This is a genomic window from Burkholderia sp. RF4-BP95, from assembly GCF_001521985.1.
GTDB classification, from domain to species: Bacteria; Pseudomonadota; Gammaproteobacteria; order Burkholderiales; family Burkholderiaceae; genus Burkholderia; species Burkholderia diffusa.
Window position 1 is genome coordinate 103,606 of the sequence record NZ_LOSX01000056.1, and the last position, 20,357, is coordinate 123,962.

16 protein-coding genes and 2 riboswitches are annotated in these 20,357 nt (G+C 70.4%); of the genes, 5 read left to right on the forward strand and 11 right to left on the reverse strand.

All coding sequences use genetic code 11. The features are described 5' to 3' along the window. Positions 1–30: 30 nt before the first annotated feature. Positions 31–1,635, forward strand: coding sequence for an MFS transporter (locus WS46_RS20075; RefSeq protein WP_059691515.1), 1,605 nt, complete (start codon positions 31–33; stop codon positions 1,633–1,635). Positions 1,636–1,861: 226 nt separating this feature from the next. Here the strand turns inward: WS46_RS20075 and WS46_RS20080 are convergent, their stop codons facing one another. After that, entirely contained in the window at positions 1,862–2,290 is a 429-nt protein-coding gene (locus tag WS46_RS20080) for a pyridoxamine 5'-phosphate oxidase family protein (RefSeq protein WP_059691516.1), read from the reverse strand. Positions 2,291–2,607: 317 nt separating this feature from the next. Between WS46_RS20080 and WS46_RS20085 the strand changes: the two genes are divergently transcribed. The 3 genes from WS46_RS20085 (at position 2,608) to WS46_RS20095 (ending at position 6,149) form a co-directional block, all read left to right on the forward strand. After that, entirely contained in the window at positions 2,608–4,134 is a 1,527-nt protein-coding gene (locus tag WS46_RS20085) for an aldehyde dehydrogenase family protein (protein ID WP_059531136.1), read from the forward strand. A 252-nt stretch (positions 4,135–4,386) separates the two neighbouring features. Further along, complete coding sequence (locus WS46_RS20090) at positions 4,387–4,929, forward strand: hypothetical protein (RefSeq protein WP_059691517.1); 543 nt, start codon at positions 4,387–4,389, stop codon at positions 4,927–4,929. 185 nt (positions 4,930–5,114) lie between these two features. Beyond that, the gene (locus WS46_RS20095) at positions 5,115–6,149 is read left to right on the forward strand and encodes a helix-turn-helix domain-containing protein (RefSeq protein WP_059531131.1); all 1,035 of its coding nucleotides are present in this window, start codon (positions 5,115–5,117) and stop codon (positions 6,147–6,149) included. A 60-nt stretch (positions 6,150–6,209) separates the two neighbouring features. Here the strand turns inward: WS46_RS20095 and WS46_RS20100 are convergent, their stop codons facing one another. From WS46_RS20100 to WS46_RS20140, 9 genes are all read right to left on the reverse strand, one after another. Further along, positions 6,210–7,304 (reverse strand): hypothetical protein, encoded by a 1,095-nt coding sequence (locus WS46_RS20100; protein WP_059691518.1) that lies wholly within the window; start codon positions 7,302–7,304, stop codon positions 6,210–6,212. After that, a complete protein-coding gene (locus WS46_RS20105) occupies positions 7,301–9,004 on the reverse strand; it encodes a thiamine pyrophosphate-binding protein (RefSeq protein WP_059691519.1) in 1,704 nt (567 codons plus the stop codon). Before WS46_RS20105 ends, WS46_RS20100 begins: the two co-directional genes overlap by 4 nt. Before the next feature lie 138 nt (positions 9,005–9,142). Then, on the reverse strand, positions 9,143–10,531 hold the full coding sequence (locus WS46_RS20110) for an L-serine ammonia-lyase (protein WP_059531123.1): 1,389 nt from the start codon (positions 10,529–10,531) through the stop codon (positions 9,143–9,145). 30 nt (positions 10,532–10,561) lie between these two features. Beyond that, positions 10,562–11,698, reverse strand: a complete 1,137-nt coding sequence (locus WS46_RS20115) for an alginate lyase family protein (RefSeq protein WP_059531120.1) — start codon at positions 11,696–11,698, stop codon at positions 10,562–10,564. Positions 11,699–11,848: 150 nt separating this feature from the next. Continuing rightward, entirely contained in the window at positions 11,849–14,776 is a 2,928-nt protein-coding gene (gene gcvP / locus WS46_RS20120) for an aminomethyl-transferring glycine dehydrogenase (protein WP_059691520.1), read from the reverse strand. 61 nt (positions 14,777–14,837) lie between these two features. Next, positions 14,838–15,218 (reverse strand): glycine cleavage system protein GcvH, encoded by a 381-nt coding sequence (gene gcvH, locus WS46_RS20125; protein ID WP_059452603.1) that lies wholly within the window; start codon positions 15,216–15,218, stop codon positions 14,838–14,840. A gap of 127 nt (positions 15,219–15,345) precedes the next feature. Next, a complete protein-coding gene (gene gcvT, locus WS46_RS20130) occupies positions 15,346–16,464 on the reverse strand; it encodes a glycine cleavage system aminomethyltransferase GcvT (RefSeq protein WP_059691521.1) in 1,119 nt (372 codons plus the stop codon). Positions 16,465–16,548: 84 nt separating this feature from the next. Further along, positions 16,549–16,682, reverse strand: a riboswitch (glycine riboswitch). 31 nt (positions 16,683–16,713) lie between these two features. Further along, positions 16,714–16,818, reverse strand: a riboswitch (glycine riboswitch). Positions 16,819–16,941: 123 nt separating this feature from the next. After that, entirely contained in the window at positions 16,942–17,310 is a 369-nt protein-coding gene (locus WS46_RS20135; RefSeq protein WP_059531112.1) for a hypothetical protein, read from the reverse strand. 210 nt (positions 17,311–17,520) lie between these two features. Further along, on the reverse strand, positions 17,521–18,573 hold the full coding sequence (locus WS46_RS20140; RefSeq protein ID WP_059539829.1) for an oxidoreductase: 1,053 nt from the start codon (positions 18,571–18,573) through the stop codon (positions 17,521–17,523). A 244-nt stretch (positions 18,574–18,817) separates the two neighbouring features. Between WS46_RS20140 and WS46_RS20145 the strand changes: the two genes are divergently transcribed. Next, positions 18,818–19,525, forward strand: a complete 708-nt coding sequence (locus WS46_RS20145) for an SGNH/GDSL hydrolase family protein (RefSeq protein ID WP_059691522.1) — start codon at positions 18,818–18,820, stop codon at positions 19,523–19,525. Between the two features lie 21 nt (positions 19,526–19,546). Here WS46_RS20145 and WS46_RS20150 read toward each other — a convergent pair whose 3' ends face one another. Next, entirely contained in the window at positions 19,547–20,341 is a 795-nt protein-coding gene (locus tag WS46_RS20150; RefSeq protein ID WP_059531107.1) for an FkbM family methyltransferase, read from the reverse strand. Positions 20,342–20,357 lie beyond the last annotated feature (16 nt).

Sequence of the window (20,357 nt, forward strand, 5' to 3'; positions counted from 1 at the left end):
GCATCCGCGCCGGCTTTTCGAGGAGCGATGATGGATCACCCGTTTTCAGCCGCTTCACCCACGTCGGCGCGCCGGCGCGCGTGGGTGCTGGCCGCCGTCTGCATGGCGGCCGTCGCGCTGCCGCTGTCGTTTTCGGGCGGCGCGGTCGCGACACCCGCGATCGGCCGCGACCTGCACGGCGGCCCGGTCGCGATGAACTGGATCACCAACGCGTTCATGCTCGCGTTCGGCAGTTTCCTGATGGCGGCGGGCGCGCTGGCCGACCAGTTCGGCCGCAAGCGCGTGTTCGCGATCGGCGTCGGCGGCTTCACGCTGATGTCGGTGGCGCTCGCGTTCGCGCCGTCGATGCTCGCCGTCGACCTGCTGCGCGCCGCGCAGGGGCTCGCGGCGGCCGCGGCGCTCGCGGGCGGCACGGCCGCGCTCGCGCAGGAGTTCGACGGCGCGGCGCGCACGCGCGCGTTCAGCCTGCTCGGCACGACGTTCGGGATCGGGCTTGCGTTCGGGCCCGTGCTCGCCGGTGGCCTGATCGCGCACTTCGGCTGGCGCGCGATCTTCGTCACGGGCGCGGCGGCAGGCGCGGTGTCGCTCGCGTTCGGGCTGCCGCGCATGCACGAGTCGCGCGATCCGCACGCGACCGGGCTCGACTGGCCCGGCACGGCCGCGTTCACCGCCGCGCTCACGCTGTTCACGTTCGGCGTGATCGAGGCGCCCGCGCGCGGCTGGACGCATCCGCTCGTCGTCGCGCTGCTGGCGGGCGCGGCGCTGGGCGCGTGCGCGTTCGTCGCGATCGAGACGCGCGTCGCGCGGCCGATGCTCGACCTGTCGCTGTTCCGGATTCCGCGCTTCGTCGGCGTGCAGGTGCTGCCGGTGTCGACCTGCTGCTGCTACATCGTGCTGCTCGTCGTGTTGCCGCTGCGCTTCATCGGCATCGACGGCTTCAGCGAAATCGGCGCGGGCTGGCTGATGCTCGCGATCTCCGCGCCGATGCTGGTCGTGCCGCTCGTCGCGGCGACGCTCACGCGCTGGCTGTCGGCCGGCGTGATCTCGGGGCTCGGGCTCCTGCTCGCGGCGGCGGGCCTCGTGTGGCTGGACGTCGCGCTGCGCGGCGGCGCGGGGCCGGCGGCGATCGCGCCGATGCTCGCGATCGGCGTCGGGGCCGGCATGCCGTGGGGGCTGATGGACGGGCTGTCGGTCAGCGTCGTGCCGAAGGAGCGCGCGGGGATGGCGACCGGAATTTTCAGCACGACGCGCGTGGCGGGCGAGGGGATCGCGCTCGCGATCGCCGGCGCGGTGCTGGCGACGCTCGCGCACGCCGATTTGCGGCAGGCGGCGGGCGCGTCCGACGCGGCGTTGCGCGCGGCCGCGCGGCTCGCCACCGGCGATCTCGCCGGCGCGGCGGCCGTGTTGCCGGGCGTCGGGCGTACGGCGCTGCTCGCGAGCTATACGCACGCGTTCGATCGGCTGCTGATCGGGCTCGCGGTCGTCACGGTGCTGTGTGCGGTGGTGGTGTTCGCGTTTCTGGGTGCACGGCCCGGGGTGACCGAAGCGCGCGGCGACGACGGTGAACATGCGCATCCCGACGCGCCGGCGCGCGGCCGAACCGAACCGGCTTGCGCGGAGGCAAGCGGGCGGTGAGCGGGGCGTCGCCCGGGGGCGCGCGGGTCGACGATCGCGGGCAGCGCGCCCGTGCGTTTTTGCGGTCACGCGGATCCGTGAACCGACGCGCGGCCCCGCGCGCGAATGACCGTCGGGCGCTGCGTCGCGCGCCGGGCACGCGTCCATCACGCTTGTACAAGCGTCCGCAGCACCGCACCTGGCCCTGCATGCCCGCCTCGTGCCGACGACGACATGGCGCCGCGCCTCACGCCAGCACGAGCGGCGGCAATCCCGCATCGGCCCGCGCCTGCGCGCTTTCCACCTCGACGACCACATAGCGCAGCGCATCGGGCCACAGGTGCGCGCGACTGCCGGCATCTTCATCGATTGCCGCGCGCCCTTGCACGAGCCACGTCGTCTGCCGGACGAAATCGACGAACAGCAGCGCGATCGCCGGATTCACGAGCAGGTTGCCGATCGTGTTGAACAGGTTGTTGCCCGCGAAATCGGGCAGCACGAGCGTCCGGCGATCGGGCAGGTCGACGAGCGGGGCGAACGAACCGTCCGCGCGCGGCTGCCGGCCGCGATACGAGCAGTCGCCGTCGCCCGCCGCGTTCGCGGTCGCGACGATCAGGAAAGCCTGTTCGTGGATGAACGCGACGGCATCGTCGCCGAGGGGACGCGGGTCGTTCATGGTTCGGGCGGCGCGTGGCCGGTGCGTGCGGATCCGCGTTCCGCACGCAAGCGACATGCCACGCTGCGCGCGAGGCGCGCGGCGACGCGTGCGCGTGCGCGCTGTGGAAAATCAGAACACCCGCCGCGCCGCCTGTGCCGTCGCGGTGTTCAGATTCGGCACACTCGTTTTCCGTGCGCCGGCACCGCCCGCGGCGGGCGGCCGGACGCACCGCTCCTGTTCCGTTTTCGGCCGGTTTGGCACGCATGTTGCGTAAACCGTGCAGCGCGATCCAACCGGCGCTGCATTCACACAAGCACGATGAACAGGAGACATGTATGAACCCGTTTGACCTGAAACAACTGGGCCTCGACGTCGAATATCCGTATCGTCAGCAGTACGACAACTACATCGGCGGCAAGTGGGTTGCGCCGGTGAAGGGCGAGTATTTCGAGAACGTGTCGCCGATCAACGGCAAGCCGTTCTGCCGCGTGCCGCGCTCCGGCGCCGACGACATCGAGGTCGCGCTCGATGCCGCGCACGCCGCGCGCCGCAAGTGGGGCAAGACGTCGGTCGCCGAGCGCGCGAACCTGCTGCTCGCCGCCGCCGACCGGATGGAAAAGAACCTGAAGCTGCTCGCGGTGGCCGAGACGATCGACAACGGCAAGCCGCTGCGCGAGACGATGGCGGCCGACCTGCCGCTCGCGATCGATCACTTCCGCTATTTCGCGGGCTGCATCCGCGCGCAGGAAGGCGGCATTTCCGAGATCGACGACAACACCGTCGCGTATCACTTCCACGAGCCGCTCGGCGTCGTCGGCCAGATCATCCCGTGGAACTTCCCGCTGCTGATGGCCGCATGGAAGCTCGCGCCGGCGCTCGCGGCCGGCTGCTGCGTCGTGATGAAGCCGGCCGAGCAGACGCCCGCGTCGGTGCTGGTGCTGATGGAGCTGATCGGCGACCTGTTCCCGGCCGGCACGATCAACATCGTCAACGGCTTCGGCAAGGAAGCGGGCGAGGCGCTCGCGACCAGCAAGCGCATCGCGAAGATCGCGTTCACCGGCTCGACGCCGGTCGGCAAGCACATCCTGCGCACCGCGGCCGAGAGCCTGATCCCGTCGACGGTCGAACTGGGCGGCAAGAGCCCGAACATCTTCTTCGCCGACGTGCTCGACCAGGACGACGCGTTCCTCGACAAGGCGCTCGAAGGGCTCGCGATGTTCGCGCTGAACCAGGGCGAGGTGTGCACGTGCCCGTCGCGGATCCTGATCCAGGAATCGATCTACGAACGCTTCATCGAGAAGGCCGTCGCGCGCGTCGAGCGCATCAAGGCCGGCCACCCGCTCGACCTGCAGACGATGATCGGCGCGCAGGCGTCGCAGCAGCAGCTCGACAAGATCCTGTCGTACATCGACATCGGCCGCGACGAAGGCGCGCAATGCCTGACGGGCGGCGAGCGCACGGCACCGGCCGCCGACCTCGGCACGGGCTACTACGTGAAGCCGACGATGCTGCTCGGCAACAACAAGATGCGCGTGTTCCAGGAAGAGATCTTCGGGCCGGTCGCGTCGGTGATGACGTTCAAGGACGAGCAGGAAGCGATCGAACTCGCGAACGACACGTTCTACGGGCTCGGCGCGGGCGTGTGGACGCGCAACGGCACGCGCGCATACCGCATGGGCCGCGAGATCGAGGCCGGCCGCGTGTGGACCAACTGCTACCACCTGTACCCCGCGCATGCGGCGTTCGGCGGCTACAAGCAGTCGGGTATCGGCCGCGAGACGCACAAGATGGCGCTGTCGAACTATCAGCAGACGAAGTGCCTGCTGGTCAGCTACCAGGCCGAGGCGCTCGGGTTCTTCTGATCGCCGGCGCCAGGAGGCGAAGTGCGGGCCGGGCGGCGGCGCAATGCTGCCCGGTGCGGTGGCCGGTGTTGGACGGCGGCGTGTCGTCCGACGCCGGATCGCCGTGCAAACGTTCGACGGTCCGGGCGATCGTCCGGCGCTTCGCCGTCTTTCGCCTTTCGTCATTCGATACGCGCGTCGGCTGCGCGGCACCGGCCGTCGCGCGTTCGCGCCCGCATCGCGCATCCATCGATGGCCCCGACGGAAACCAGCATGGCAGAACCGCCCCGATCCTATCCGCGTCACCCGGTGTTCCACGCGGGCGAGCTCGACGCGCAGCACCGGTTCGGCGTCGCCGACGAAGCCGAGCGGATGAGCGACGTCGTCACGACGCGGCTGAGCATCGGCGTGCGCCAGTTCGTCGAATCGCAGCCGTTCATGTTCGTCGGCACGACGTGCGGCGGCACGGCGCGCGTGACCTGCGACATCGTGCAGGGCATGCGCGACGCGAACGGCGACCTGTGGCCGGTCGTGCGCGTGATCGACACGAAGACGCTGCGCTTCGCGCTGCCGACGCACGGCGACGGCGACCGGATCGATGCGCGCGGGTGCGACGGCAGCGGCATCGGGCTGTTGTTCGTCGATTTCGTGCGCGGCATCCGTTATCGGATCAACGGCCGCGCGACGTTGTGCGCCGATCTGCCGGCGGCGGATGCCGCGCCCTGGCCGGCCGGCAGCCCGATCGTCGAGCTGGCGGTCGCGCAGGCGTACGGCAATTGCGGCACGCGGGTCGTGCGGTTGCGGCCGGGCGCGTAGCGCGTCGCCGGGCTGCGCGCGGCGCGCATGCCGCACCCGCGCGGTGCGTGGCGTGCCGCCTCCGGGTGCGCCCTCATGGCGCGCGGCGGCCGCACGGCGTGCAATGACGGGCTTGTCGCCGGACCGCGCGGTTCGGCACGGGACTTGCGTGTTGGACGCAGTTCCGGGCAGGTGAGGAGAACACGATGGGTCAACGAGTGGAGTGCATGGCCGAGCCGACGGCCGAGGACACGCGGTGCAGCGCGCAGGGTGACGACGCGCTCGCCGGCCAGGCCGTGGTCAGCGTCGCGCACGACGCCGACGAGCAGGCGCGCAACCTGATCGGCTGGCGGCAGACTTACGACCAGCTCGCGGCCGGCCGCTTCGTCGGCACGCTGACCGAGCTGCCGCTCGACACGATGAAGCTGTTTCGCGAATCGACCAGCCACCTGCTGCGCCAGGCGTGCGAGGTGCGCGGCGACGCGTACTGGTTCGGCATCCCGCTGGTCAGCGACGGCACCGCGCGCGTCGATGCGTGCCGCATCGGGCCCGGTGCGCTCGCGTTCCGGCCCGGCAACGTCGAATTCGAATTGCTGACGCCCGCGCAGTTCTCGATCTACGGCGTGGTCGTGCGCGGCGACGTGCTGCGCCGCTACGCGGAGGAAGTCGAACACCGCGCGCTCGACGAGCGGCTGTTCACGCAGCGCGTGATCCAGGTCGGCGATACGCGGCTCGCGCGCCTGTGCGCGCTGCTCGGCCGCCGGCTCGACGGTGCGGCGGCCGTGGGTGGGCCGCTGCCCGACGCGCAGCGCGACGACCTGCAGGCCGAGGTGCTGGCCGCGCTGTTCGATGCGTGCGCGCAGCCCGCGGACGATGGCGTCGGCGGCGCACCGTCGACACGACGCTGGATCGTCGAGCAGGCGCGCGAATACGTGCTCGCGCACCGCACGCGCCCGGTCGGCGTGCCCGAGCTGTGCGAGCAACTGCACGTGAGCCGGCGCACGCTGCAGTACTGCTTCCAGGACGTGCTCGGCATGGCGCCCGCGACCTACCTGCGCACGCTGCGGCTGAACGGCGCGCGGCGCGACCTGTGCGGGCGGGCGGCCGGCTCGGTGCAGGACGTCGCGGAGGCGTGGGGCTTCTGGCACCTGAGCCAGTTCGCGACCGACTATCGGCGGCTGTTCGGCAAGCGGCCGTCGGAGACGCTGCGCGAGCGCGCGGTGACGGTGGCGGCGGGATGAGTCGGGCGGCGGCGCATGGCTGCCGCTGCACGCCCGATCCTTCGGGCGATTTTCGTTTTTCTATCCGGACGTAGCCGCCGCGTCGCGCGGCGCAGGCCACGGCACGGCATCCCAGTCGATCGCCCGGTATGCGGCTTCGACCGCCGCGAGATCGTCCGGTCGCTCGCTGCGATGCAGCCCGTGCAATTGGGCCGGCACGTCGAGCGCGACCGGCACGCAGCGCGGATAGTCGCGCACGCGCAGCGCCGGCCCGATCGTCGTGAAACAGCCGAGCGTCGGCACGTCGAAGCCGTCGGCGAGATGCAGCGCGGACGTATCGGGCGCGAACAGCACGCTCGCCCCCTTGACCCAGGCAATGAAGCGCGCGGTGTCGGCCGCATCGCGGCTCACGTCGACGTAGGCGGGATGCGCGACCGGGCCGAAGCCGACCACCGGCAGCCCGTAACGCTGCGCGAGTCGCTCGACGAACGTCGCGTGCAGCGCCGGCGGCACGCTGCGCACCGCGGTGCTCGCGTTCGGGCAGAACAGCACGTATGGCCGCCGCCATTCGGCCGGCAGCGCGGGCAGCCGCAGCCGCGCGAGCCAGCGGTTGCGCTTCGCGGCGGGCGGCACCGTGGCCGGATCGGCGCCGAGCGCGTCCAGGAAGAAGTCGATCATCGGCTGCCGTGCGAACGCGGGCCAATACAGGTGATTGCCGAGATCGACGCACGGCGCGTGCGCGGGCAGCGCATCGGCGGCGCACGGCAGCGCACGCGACGGCGCGACGACGTCGGCCGCGAGCGCATACAGCGCGTCGACGTAGCGCGGCGCGCGGGCCGGCCGGAACAGCGTGAAGCGCAGGCCGGGATGCATCGCGCGCAGCGCGGCGAGCGCGGTCAGCCCGATCACCGAGTCGCCGAGCGTGACGCCCATTCCGTTGATCACGTGCACGTCCGTCATGCGGTCGAAGTCGAGCCGGAACGGCTGGTGCGCGGCGTGCAGCAGGCCGAGCGCCGGCGCGGCCGGCACGTGATCCTCCGCGGGGCCGCCGCCGTGCTCGAGGTCGTACGGCGCGACGAGCGTGCCGTCGGGCGCGAGCAGCGTGCCCGGGTGGGCAAGCGCGTCGTCGCGCGACAGCGCGAGGCCGGCCGCGGCGGTGCGCCGTTCCACGGTCATGCGCCGCGCGCGCGGCGGCCCTGTTCGCGGATCTGCTCGAGCGTCGCGGCCGGCGTGCTGGCGTCCTGCGGGATGCGGATCTCGATCAGCGCCGGCAGCCCGCAGGTCAGTGCGCGCTCCAGCGCGGGGGCGAAGTCGGCGGTGCGCTCGACCGTCTCGCCATGCGCGCCGAACGCGCGCGCATACGCGGCGAAATCGGGATTCGTGAGCCCGGTGCCGTGCACGCGGCCCGGATAGTTGCGCTCCTGATGCATGCGGATCGTGCCGAAATGCCCGTTGTTGACGACGATTGCGACGATGTTCAGCCCGTACTGCATCGCTGTCGCGAGTTCGTTGCCGGCCATCATGAAGCAGCCGTCGCCGGCGAGCGCGACGACGGCGCGCGACGGATACAGCGACTTCGCGGCGAGCGCGGCGGGCAGTCCGTAACCCATCGCGCCGCTGGTCGGCGCGAGCTGCGAGCGGAAGTGCCGGTACGCGAAGTGGCGATGCAGCCAGATCGCGTAGTTGCCGGCGCCGTTGGTCAGGATCGCGTCGTGTGGCAGGCGCTCGCGCAGTTGCACCATCACGTCGCCGAGCTGGACGTCGCCGGGCATCGGCAGCGGCGCATGCCATTCGCGGTATGCACGGTGCGCGTCGGCGGCCGTGCCGGCCCACGCGGGGTGCGCCGGCGGTTCGAGCGCGGCGAGCGGCGCCGCGATCTCCGGCATCCCCGACACGATCGGCAGGTCGGCCGCATATACGCGGCCGAGTTCGTCCGCGCCCTGGTGCACGTGGATCAGCGTCTGGCGCGTCTTCGGGATGTCGAGCAGCGTGTAGCCGCCGGTCGTCGCTTCGCCCAGGCGCGGGCCGAGCACCAGCAGCAGGTCGGCGTCGCGGATCCGCTTGCCGAGCGCGGGATTGATCCCGAGACCGACGTCGCCCGCGTAGTTAGGGTGTGCGTTGTCGAAGGTGTCCTGGAAGCGGAACGCGCATGCGACCGGCAGTTGCCAGCGCTCGACGAAGGTGCGCAGGTTCGCGCATGCGTCGGGCGTCCAGCCGCTGCCGCCGACGATCGCGAACGGCCGCTCGGCGCGCGCGAGCCGTTCGCGCAGCTCGTCGACCTGCGCGGCCGACGGCGACGCCGCGACCCGCTTCGCGGCCGGCACGACGGGCTGCGGCGCGCAGGCTTCGGACAGCACGTCCTCGGGCAGCGCGAGCACGACCGGACCGGGCCGGCCGGACGTCGCGACGTGAAATGCGTGGCTCAGGTATTCGGGAATGCGGCGTGGGTCGTCGATCTGTGCGACCCATTTCGCCATCTGGCCGAACATGCGGCGGTAGTCGATTTCCTGGAAGGCTTCGCGGTCGAGGTGCTCGCGCGCGCACTGGCCGACGAACAGGATCATCGGCGTCGAGTCCTGGAACGCGGTGTGCACGCCGATCGACGCGTGGGTCGCGCCGGGCCCGCGCGTGACGAACGCGATGCCGGGATGGCCGGTCAGCTTGCCGACCGCCTCCGCCATGTTCGCGGCGGCCGCCTCGTGGCGGCAGACGACCGTCTGGATGCGCGCGGTGTCGTCCGCCAGCGCATCGAGTACGGCGAGGAAGCTCTCGCCCGGCACGCAGAACGCGCGTTCGACGTGATTGGCGAGCAACGCATCGACGAGCAGTCGCGCGCCGGAGGTGGTGCGCGGCTCGAGATCCTTGGAATGCGACATGGGCTGCCGTCTCCCTGGGTAGCGGGAGCTACAGCTTACGCCTGTCGGCGGGGCGCCGGTGCGCCGGCCGGTGAAAAGTGTCGGAACGAGCGGGGCGGTGGCGCGCCTCGGCGCGTGCGCCCGCCCGCCGTCACCGCATCAGCATTCGACGATATTCACCGCCAGGCCGCCGCGCGACGTTTCCTTGTACTTCGTCTTCATGTCGGCGCCCGTTTCGCGCATCGTCTTGATCACCGAGTCGAGCGACACGTAATGCGAACCGTCGCCGCGCAGCGCCATGCGCGCCGCGTTGACGGCCTTCACCGATGCCATCGCGTTGCGCTCGATGCACGGGATCTGCACCATCCCGCCGACGGGGTCGCAGGTGAGGCCGAGGTTGTGCTCCATCCCGATCTCGGCCGCGTTCTCGACCTGCTGCGGCGTGCCGCCGAGCACGGCCGCGAGCGCGCCGGCCGCCATCGAGCATGCGACGCCCACTTCGCCCTGGCAGCCGACTTCCGCACCGGAGATCGACGCGTTGAGCTTGTACAGAATGCCGATCGCGGCGGCCGTCAGCAGGAAGTCGATCACGCCCTGCTCGTTCGCGCCCGGCGTGAAGCGCGTGTAGTAATGCAGCACGGCGGGGATGATGCCGGCCGCGCCGTTGGTCGGCGCGGTGACGACGCGGCCGCCGGCGGCGTTTTCCTCGTTGACCGCGATCGCGTACAGGTTGATCCAGTCGATCATCGACAGCGGATCCTGCAGCGCACGCTCCGGGCTGCCCGTCAGCGTGCGGTACAGCTGCGGCGCGCGGCGCTTGACCTGGAACGGGCCGGGCAGGTTGCCGTCGGCTTCCGGGTTGCCGATCCCGCAGCCGCGCGACACGCACGACTGCATCACGGCCCAGATCTTCAGCAGCCCGTCGCGCGTCTCTTCCTCGGTGTGCCACGCGCGCTCGTTTTCCCACATCAGCTGCGCGATCGACTTGCCGGTCGACTCGGCCAGCGCGAGCAGCTCGGCGCCGGTGCGAAACGGATGCGTCATCTGCTCGGCCGCGCTCAGCACCTTCGTGTTCGGCGCGCCGGCCGTCACGACGAAGCCGCCGCCGACCGACAGGTAAGTGCGCTCGACCAGCACCGCGCCGTTCGCGTCGGACGCGCGCAGCTTCATGCCGTTCGGGTGCTCGGGCAGTGCCTGGCGGTAGAACGCGATGTTCTCCTTCAGCACGAACGGCACCGGGTGCGTGCCGAGCAGCGCGAGCTTCTTCGACTTGCGGACGTCCTCCAGACGCGCGTCGATCGTGTCGGGATCGACGGTGTCGGGCGCGTCGCCGAGCAGGCCGAGCATCACGCCGCGATCGGTGCCGTGGCCCTTGCCGGTGGCGCCGAGCGAGCCGTACAGCTCGACCTTCACGTTGGCCGTCGCGTCGAGCAGCCCGTCGCGCTCGAGGCCCTGGACGAACATCAGCGCCGCGCGCATCGGTCCGACCGTATGCGAACTGGACGGGCCGATGCCGATCTTGAAGAGGTCAAACACGCTGACTGCCATTTGGATTCCTGCCTTGCTTTGAGAATAGTGCTAACGCGCCTGCAACGGCAGGCACGCGGCGAGCCATGCGGGCGGATTGGGGGAAAGCTGCCGCGCGACGCGGGCATAACGCCCGTCGAGCCGCGCGGCCAGATGAAAGAGTTCAGTGGCGTTTTTCGGGTCCCACTGCCCCGTGTAGCCCGGCAAGCCGGCTTCGCGGCGCTTCGCGTCGAACGGCACCGGCGAATTCACGAATTCCTCGTGCGTCTTTTCGCCGAGCGCGTACGGCACGAGCCAGTCGAGCGCGGCCGCGAGCGTCGCGCCGTTCGCGCCGCGCTCGCGCAGCCAGTTGCGGTTGAAGCGGCGCGCGGCGAGCGCGGCCGTCACCAGCGGCTGGAGGTCGTACACCGCGTAGTGCAGCGCGTCGCGTTCCTCGAAATCCCAGGTCTTGCCGTCCGGGCCGATGTTGTCGGCGAGATGCTCGACGAACAGCCGCTGCGCGGCGTTCATCATCTTGCGGTCGCCGAGCGTGAACGCGGACAGCGCAATCAGCTTGATCCGGTGGCTTTGCCAGTTGTTGCGCCAGGTGCCGGCGAGCGGGCGCTTCTGCGCGTCGATCTGCGCGACATAACCGGCGCCCAGCTTCGCGATGAACGCCGCCGTCGCGTTGCGCGTCTTGACCGGCAGCGCGCTCGCCGTCATGTCGTACGCGACGATCAGGCTGTCGAAGCGCGTCTCATCGATCGGGTTGAAGCTCGGCTGGTAGGTCGACACCCACGCGGACAGGAAGCGGTCGACGAGCTGCAGGTAACGCGGCGCATTGGTCACGCGCCACGCGAGCGCGGCGTCGCGCATCAACTCCATGTCCTTGAGCGCGTCGGCGCTCTGGTCGTAGATGCCTTCGTGCGGCAGCGTGCCTTCGGTGTGCACGCGCGGCAACGCCTTCGGCTGCTCGCCGATACGTGCGTCGACGCTGCGGATCAGCGCCTGCACGCCCGGCTCGGCCTGCGTCGTCTCGCTCGCCTGCAACGCGGGCGCCGCGCAGAAATTCATCGCCGCGCGCGCGCTGCCCGCCGTGCCGAGGCCGGCGGCGGCAAACGACAGCGACGCGACGAGCAGCGGCACGAAGCGGCGCGTGCGCGGCCGCTCCTGCGTTGCACCATGGCCCGGAAACATCGGACGCACCATGCGGAACTCCTTGATTGGCTGGATCGCGTGTGATGTTAGCCGGATTGGGGGGCGAGCGTGAATCGATCGGGCCGGCCGAGAACGCAAAAACCGCACGCAACCGGCGGTTGCGTGCGGTGTCGTCACGGCCGGACTCCGGTGCGCGCGGCGTTATGCGTATTCCGACATCGGCACGCACGAGCAGAACAGGTTGCGGTCGCCGTAGGCGTTGTCCGCACGGCCGACGGGCGGCCAGTACTTGTTCGTGCCGAGCGATGCGACCGGGTACGCGGCCTGCTCGCGCGAGTACGCGTGCGGCCATTCGTTCGCGGTGACGACGGCTGCCGTGTGCGGCGCGTGGCGCAGCGGGTTGTCCTCGCGATCGGCGCGGCCTTCCTCGACCGCACGGATCTCATCGCGGATCGCGATCATCGCGGCGATGAAGCGGTCGAGTTCTTCCTGCGATTCCGATTCGGTCGGCTCGACCATCAGCGTGCCCGGCACCGGGAAGCTCATCGTCGGCGCGTGGAAGCCGTAGTCCATCAGGCGCTTCGCGACGTCGTCGACGCTGATGCCGCTGGTTTCCTTGAGCGGACGCAGGTCGAGAATGCACTCGTGAGCGACCAGCCCGCCCGGGCCCGAATACAGCACCGGGTAGTGCGGCGCGAGGCGCTTCGCGATGTAGTTCGCGTTGAGGATCGCGGTTTCGGTGGCGGCGGTCAGGTTCTTCGCGCCCATCATCGCGATGTACATCCACGAGATCGGCAGGATCGACGCCGAGCCGTACGGTGCGGCCGACACCGCGCCGATGCCGTCTTCCGCGCGCGCGTAGCCGGTCGAACGCTGGTTCGGCAGGAACTTCGCGAGGTGCGCGCCGACCGCGACCGGGCCGACGCCCGGGCCGCCGCCGCCGTGCGGGATGCAGAAGGTCTTGTGCAGGTTCAGGTGCGACACGTCGCCGCCGAACTGGCCCGGCGCGGTCAGGCCGACCATCGCGTTCATGTTCGCGCCGTCGACGTACACCTGGCCGCCGTGCGCGTGCACGATCTCGCAGATTTCGCGGACGTTCTGCTCGAACACGCCGTGCGTCGACGGATACGTGATCATGATCGCCGCGAGGTCGTTCGCGTGCTGCTCGGCCTTCGCCTTCAGGTCGGCGATGTCGACGTTGCCCTGCGCGTCGCAGGCGACGACCACGACCTTCATGCCGGCCATGTGCGCGGACGCCGGGTTCGTGCCGTGCGCGGATGCCGGGATCAGGCACACGTCGCGATGCGCTTCGCCGCGCGAAGCGTGATACGCGTGGATGATCAGCAGGCCCGCGTATTCGCCCTGCGAGCCGGCGTTCGGCTGCAGCGACACGGCCGCGTAGCCGGTGGCCGCGACGAGCATCTGCTCGAGCTGGTCGATCATCTCGCGGTAGCCGACGGTCTGCTCGGCCGGCGCGAACGGGTGGATCCGGCCGAATTCGGGCCACGTGACCGGCAGCATTTCCGACGTCGCGTTCAGCTTCATCGTGCACGAGCCGAGCGGGATCATCGAGCGGTCGAGCGCGAGATCCTTGTCCGACAGGCTGCGCAGGTAGCGCAGCATTTCGGTTTCGGAATGGTGGCGGTTGAACACGTGGTGCGTCAGGTAGGCGCTCGTGCGTTCGAGGCCGGCCGGCAGCGCGGCGACGCCGGCGAGGCCCGCGTCCAGCGCGTCGACGCCCGGCGCGGTGCCGCCCGCGGCCTGCGCGAACACGGCGAGGAGATCGGCGAGGTCGTCGCGGGTCGTCGTTTCGTCGACCGACACGCCGACTTGCGTGTCGCTCACGCGGCGCAGATTGATGCGCTTGGCCTTCGCGAATTCATGGACCTGCGCGGTGCGCGCGCCGGTGTCGATCGTCAGCGTGTCGAAGAACGTGTCGTTGACGGTCGCGAAGCCGAGCTGCTTCATGCCGGCGGCGAACAGCGCCGCGATGCGGTTCACGCGCAGCGCGATCGTCTTCAGGCCGTGCGGGCCGTGGTAGACCGCGTACATGCTCGCCATGATCGCGAGCAGCGCCTGCGCGGTACACACGTTCGACGTCGCCTTCTCGCGGCGGATGTGCTGTTCGCGGGTCTGCAGCGCGAGACGCAGCGCGGGCTTGCCCTGCGCGTCGACGGTCACGCCGACGAGGCGGCCCGGCATCTGGCGCTTGAATTCGTCACGCACGGCCATGTAGGCGGCGTGCGGGCCGCCGAAGCCCATCGGCACGCCGAAGCGCTGCGTGTTGCCGACCGCGACGTCCGCGCCCCATTCGCCGGGCGGCGTCAGCACGGTCAGCGCGAGGAGGTCGGCCGCGACGACGACATGACCGCCCGCCGCATGGATCGCTTCGGTGAGCGCGCGGTAGTCGCGCACGTCGCCGTTCACGCCCGGATACTGGAGCAGCACGCCGAACGCGTTGGCCTGCGCGGCGTCGGCCGCCGGGCCCGTCTTGACCTCGATGCCGATCGGCAGCGCGCGCGTGCGGATTACTTCGAGGGTTTGCGGCAGCACGTCGTCGGCGACGTAGAACACGTTCGACGCCGGCTTGCCGGTGCGTTGCAGCAGCGTCATCGCTTCGGCCGCGGCCGTTGCTTCATCGAGCAGCGACGCGTTCGAGATCGCGAGGCCCGTGAGGTCGGCGACCATCTGCTGGAAGTTCAGGAGCGCCTCGAGGCGACCCTGGGAAATTTCGGGCTGGTACGGCGTGTAGGCCGTGTACCACGCCGGGTTTTCGAGCACGTTGCGCAGAATCACGGCCGGCGTGTGCGTGTCGTGGTAACCCTGACCGATATACGAGCGGAACACCTGGTTCTTGTCCGCGAGGGCGCGCAGCGCGGCGAGGGCTTCGGCCTCGCTCTTCGGTTGCGCGAACGGGCCGAGCGGCAGCGTTTCGGCGCGGCGGATCGAGGCCGGGATCACGGCGTCGATCAGGGCGGCGCGCGACGCGAAGCCGAGCGTGTCGAGCATGGCCTGCTGGCTGGCGGCATCGGGGCCGATGTGGCGTTCTGCGAACGCGTCGTGCGTTTCGAGCGCGGCGAGCGAGAGGGGCGTGCGGTTCATCAGGCGGTCCGGGTGTTCGAGCTTCATGGCGTGACTCTGGTCCCGCGCGGGCCGGCTGGCCGGCCGCGCGCGGTTCGGGTAGGGAAAATTAGTCGATCAGCTTGCTGTAGGCGTCGGCGTCGATCAGCTTGTCGGTCGAGGCGCCGGCCGCGAGCTTGATCTTGAAGAGCCACGTGCCGTATGCGTCGCCGTTCACTTCTTCCGGCGAGTCGGCGGCTTCTTCGTTGATGGCGACGACCTCGCCGGACACCGGCGAGTAGATGTCGGATGCCGCCTTCACCGATTCGACGACGCCGACGGCGTCGCCCGCGTTCACCGACTTGCCGACTTGCGGCAGTTCGAGGAAGACGATGTCGCCGAGCGTGCTCTGCGCGTGATCGGTGATGCCGACCGTCAGCGTGCCGTCGGCTTCGGTGCGGATCCACTCGTGTTCGTCGGTGTACTTCAGATCGGCCGGGACGTTGCTCATCGGATGCTCCTGGATAAAAGGGTGTGTTCGTTATGCTGGCGCGCCGCCGGGACGCGCCGGGGTGTGGTTGCGCCGGGCGCCATTTCCCGGCTTCCCGGGAGGCGGCCTCCCGGTCGCCTCTCGGTCGTTACGCAGCGAGGACCTTGCCGTTGCGCACGAACGGCAGTTTTACCACGCGCGCGGGAAGTTGCTTGTCTCGAATCTGCACATGAACGATGTCGCCGACCTGGACGGCCGCCGGCACGCGCGCGAACGCGATCGATTCCTGCATCGACGGCGAGAACGTGCCGCTCGTGATCTCGCCTTCGCCGTGCGGCGTGACGACCTTCTGGTGCGCGCGCAGCACGCCGCCCGCCTTGCCGTTTTCCTTCTGCAGGATCAGGCCGACGAACGCGGCGCGCGAGCCGTCGCGCTCGAGCGCGGCGCGGCCGACGAACTCGCGCGGCGCCGACAGGTCGACCGTCCAGGCGAGGCCTGCGTCGAGCGGGGACACGGTGTCGTCCATGTCCTGGCCGTACAGGTTCATGCCGGCCTCGAGGCGCAGCGTGTCGCGCGCGCCGAGCCCGCAGGGGCGCACGCCGTTTTGCTGCAGCGCGGCCCACAGCGCTTCGACGTGCACGGCCGGGACGATCACTTCGAAGCCGTCTTCGCCGGTGTAGCCGGTGCGCGCGATGGTGAGATCGCCGAACGGCGTGCCGGCGACGTGCGCGGCGTTGAACGGCTTCAGTTCGCTGGTCGCGGCACGCGCGGCGGGCACCGTCGTCCAGACCTTTTCACGGGCGTTCGGGCCCTGAACGGCGACGATCGCGAAATCGCGGCGCGGCGCGATGGTCAGGCCGTAGCCGCCTTGTTCGTTGAGCTGGTTGAACCACGCGATGTCCTTCTCGGCCGTGCCGGCGTTGACGACGACGCGGAAGAAGTCTTCGGTGAAGTAATAGACGATCAGGTCGTCGACGACGCCGCCCTGCGGATTGAGCAGGCACGAGTAGAGCGCCTTGCCGGGGGTCTTGAGCTTGCCGACGTTGTTGGCGATCGCGTGTTCGAAGAACGCGCGCACGCGGCTGCCGGTGAAATCGACGACGCACATGTGCGACACGTCGAACATGCCGGCGTCGGTGCGCACGGCTTCGTGTTCTTCGATCTGCGAGCCGTAGTTGACGGGCATGTCCCAGCCGCCGAAGTCGACCATGCGGGCATTGAGCGCGCGGTGCGCGGCGTTGAGCGGGGTTTGATTCAGTGCAGTCATCGAGGCCTCAGGCAAGGCGCTTGCGCGCGGGTCAGAACGGCCATGTGCCGACCGTCGCGGCCGTGTGCCTGCGAGCGATGCGATACATGCCCCTCTGTCCTCGATACCTGAGAGATTGCGCCGCGGCCACGAGCCGGCGAACGCGCGCCCCTTCGGTGGGCAGCCTGCCCGCGCTGCAATCGCGCAGCGGGCTACTGCCGCTCTCCAGAGTGCGGGGAGTGCGGCCCGCGCGAAGCGCGGACGGGATCCCCGACGCGGTCGGTCCTTTTGCCTGAGAGTTTGCGGGTGTGCCCCTTCGGCGGCGCGACCGGCGTTGCGAAGCTACGCGGTCACACGCTCTCCCGACGCGTGCGGGCGACTGTACGCGAGCGGGTCGGCATTGTCAATTTGGGCAAAATAATGTCGCTTCGCGACAAGCGGCGGCGTGAGGGACGCCGCCGCTTTTGCCGGCGCCGGCGGACGCCGGCATGGCCGGTTTTACTCGCCGATCGCGCGCGCGGCCGTGTCGAGTTCCTGGTTCAGCACGCGCTGCTCGTCGCCGGACAGGCCGCCGTTGTGCTGGGTCGACATGTCGCTCGCTTCCTGGCGGATCACGTCGAGCCGGTGGTGCAACTGCGCGCCGTACGGCGGCGGGTAGTAGCCGCCGTTGACGCGCGCGTCGATCCGGCGGTGCAGGTTGTCGATCCGGCCCTGGACCTCCAGCAGGCGATCGTTCGCGACGACCTGCGGATTCGGCCGCGGCGGGGGCGGGGGCGCCTGTCGGGCCGGCCGCTGCGGCTGCACGACACAGGCCGCGAGCGAGGAAACCAGGACGCAGCATGCCGCTGCGCGAATCAACCGTTGCATCACATTCTCCTGACGGTTTGGTGTCGGATCGACTTTTTGAGAAACGCATCAGACCGGGCGACCGCTGACTTTCGTTCCCGCACCATTTGTAACGGAATGTTCGGGACCGTGTTGTCGCTGCGGCTGACGCGTGGCCGCTGCCGCTGCCGGGGGCGGCGCGGCGCGACGCGATGGCCGAGGCCGGGACGGCACCGACCCGGCCGGCTGCCGTCAGACGGTGCGGCGCACGAACGGTACCCGGCGGCCTTCATGCTCGCTTTGCGCGGCGAGCTCGATGATCGTCATCACGTCGACGGCGTCCTGCGGCGTGACCGGGAACGGCGCGCCATCGTGGACCGACGCGGCGAGCGCGCGGTAGAACTCCGCGTACTGGCCGTCGAGCGTCGGCACCGGCCGCTCGACCTCGACTTCGCCGTCGAGCACGCGCAGCACGCCGGGCGGGTTGCCGCCGCCGAACTCGACGTGGTCCGGCGTCAGGCCGGCCTTCAACTGGTCTTCCTGCGTGTCGAGCCCGAACTTCTGGTAGCTGCCGCGCGTGCCGTGCAGCGTGAAGCGCGCGGGCTCGATCGCCGACAGCGCGCTCGCGTGCAGCGCGACGTCCTTGTCCGGATAGCCGAGCAGCAGGTGCACGAAATCGGGCGCCGTGCCGTTGTCGCGGCGCGTCTTGACCGTGGCGCTGACCGTTTCCGGCAGCCCGAACAGCGCGAGCGCCTGATCGATCAGGTGCGGGCCGAGGTCGAGCAGCAGGCCGCCGCCGCGTGCGGGCTCCTCGCGCCAGCGCGTGCGCGGGGTCGGCCGGAAGCGGTCGAAGTGCGACGCGAAATACGTGAGCCGCCCGAGTTCGCGGGATTCGACGATGCGCCGCACGGTGAGGAAGTCGCCGTCCCAGCGGCGGTTGTGGAATGGCGCGAACAGGCGGCTGCGCGCGTTCGCGAGCCGCGCGAGCGCGAGCGCTTCGTCGGCCGTGAGCGTGACGGGCTTGTCGACGACGACGTGGCGGCCCGCTTCGAGCACCTGGCGGGCGAGCGTGAAGTGCGTGTCGTTCGGCGTGGCGATCACCACGCAGTCGATGTCGTCGAGGCCGAGCAGCGTGTCGAGATCGGGGACGATGCGTGCGCCCGGGTATGCGGCGCGCGCGCGGTCGGGCTGGCCCGTCGCGATCGCGGCGATCTCGGTGCGGCCGCTCGTGGCGATCACGGGCGCGTGGAACGTTGCACCGGCGAAACCGAAACCCATCAAACCAATCCTGAGCAATGACGACATGGCAATCCTTGGCTGCGTACGAGGGGGCAAAGCGTTGCGGCCACCGGCCGCGCGGACGGCTATTGTGGCACGGCGGCACGCGCGCGAGCGGGCGTTGGCCGAACGGACAGGGAGCCGGTGCGCATGCGCATGAATGACCTCGGCCGAATGGCGGGATCGCGCCCGCCGGCGCGCGAATCCGACACAATGGGGCCGTTCCGGCGCGTCCCGCGTCGCCTGCTTGCCCCGTTACCGGATCGAAACCATGGGATATCCGCTTGCCACCGCCGCCCTGGGCCCGTTGCTGCTGATGCAGGGGCGGCGCGTGCGCCGCGTCACGCCGCGGCTCGCCGAGGCGGCCGGTCCGCGCGACGGCACGGCCGGCGACGGGCCGCCGCTGCGCGTGCTGGTGCTGGGCGATTCGGCCGCCGCGGGCGTCGGTGTCGCGTCGCAGCGCGACGCGCTGTCGGGGCAGCTTGCCCGCGCGCTTGCGGCGTCGCACCGCGTAAGCTGGAAATTGCTGGCGCGCACGGGGCTGACCGCCGAGGAACTCGTCGACTGGCTTGCCGCCGAGCCGGTGCAGCCGTTCGATGTGGCAGTGACGTCGCTCGGCGTGAACGACGTGACGGGCGGCGTGTCGCCGGCGCGCTGGCGCGCCGCGCAGGCGGCGCTCGTCGAGCTGCTCGCCGCGCGATTCGGGGTCGCGCACGTGATCCTGTCGGCGGTGCCGCCGATGGAGCGTTTTCCGGCGCTGCCGCAGCCCCTCGCGTGGTATCTCGGCCTGCGCGCGAAGCGGCTCAACGCGACGCTCGCCGAGTGGGCCGCGACGCAATCGCGCTGTACCTTCCTGCGCGTCGCGCTGCCGCTCGAGCCGCACCTGATGGCGGCGGACGGCTTTCATCCCGGCGCGGCAGCGTGCGCCGCGTGGGCCGCCCAGGCCGCCGACGCGCTCAGGCAGCGCCTGCGCGCGTGACGGCGCGCCGGGTTCGAACCGTCAGCGCGTGCGGTTCATCCGGATCACGCCGTCGGCGCCCGTCTCGAAGCTGACCTGCCGCGCGAACGACGGATGCTGTGCGACGAGCTCGTCGCCCATCGCGAACCACGTGTAGCCGAGCGTCTTCAGGTAGTCGAGCAGCGCGGCGCGCTTTTCGGAGAACCATTCGAGGTTCCAGGCCTCAAGCAGCAGCGGCGGAAAGCCGTGCCGTTCGAGGAAGGCCGTGCCGCCTTTCAGCACGTCGAGTTCGAGGCCTTCGACGTCGATCTTGATCAGCGACGGCGACTTCGGGAAGTTCAGGGTGTCGAGCCGGGCGATCGGCACGTCGCTCGGCTGCTGGCTCGCGACGGTCTCGACCGAGTTGCGGCGCAGGTTGAACTGCTCGTCGAGGGAGAAGCCGCCGATGTTGATCGAACGCGAATAGTCGATCGCGGGCAGCGGGATGATGCCGTCCTGGTTGCCGATCGCGACATTGAACGCGTGCACGTTCTCGAGCCGGTTCAGGAACACGTTGCCGCACAGCTGGTAATAGACGATGCGCTGCGGCTCGAACGCGTAGACCATGCCGCCCTGCGCGGCGATGCTCTTGGCGATCGGCACCGCATAGGCGCCGAGGTTCGCGCCGATGTCGAGGACCAGCGGCGCCTCCTCGTTCGCGTAGAACATCTGGCTGATGGTCAGCAGCGATGCGTCCCAGGAGCCGTTGTAATAGAGGTTCGCCGAAATCGCGTCCCGGGTCGCGAACAGCAGGTAATCGGCGTTGTCGGTCTTGACGAGGTTGACTCTGGGTAGCATGGCGCGGGGTGTCAGG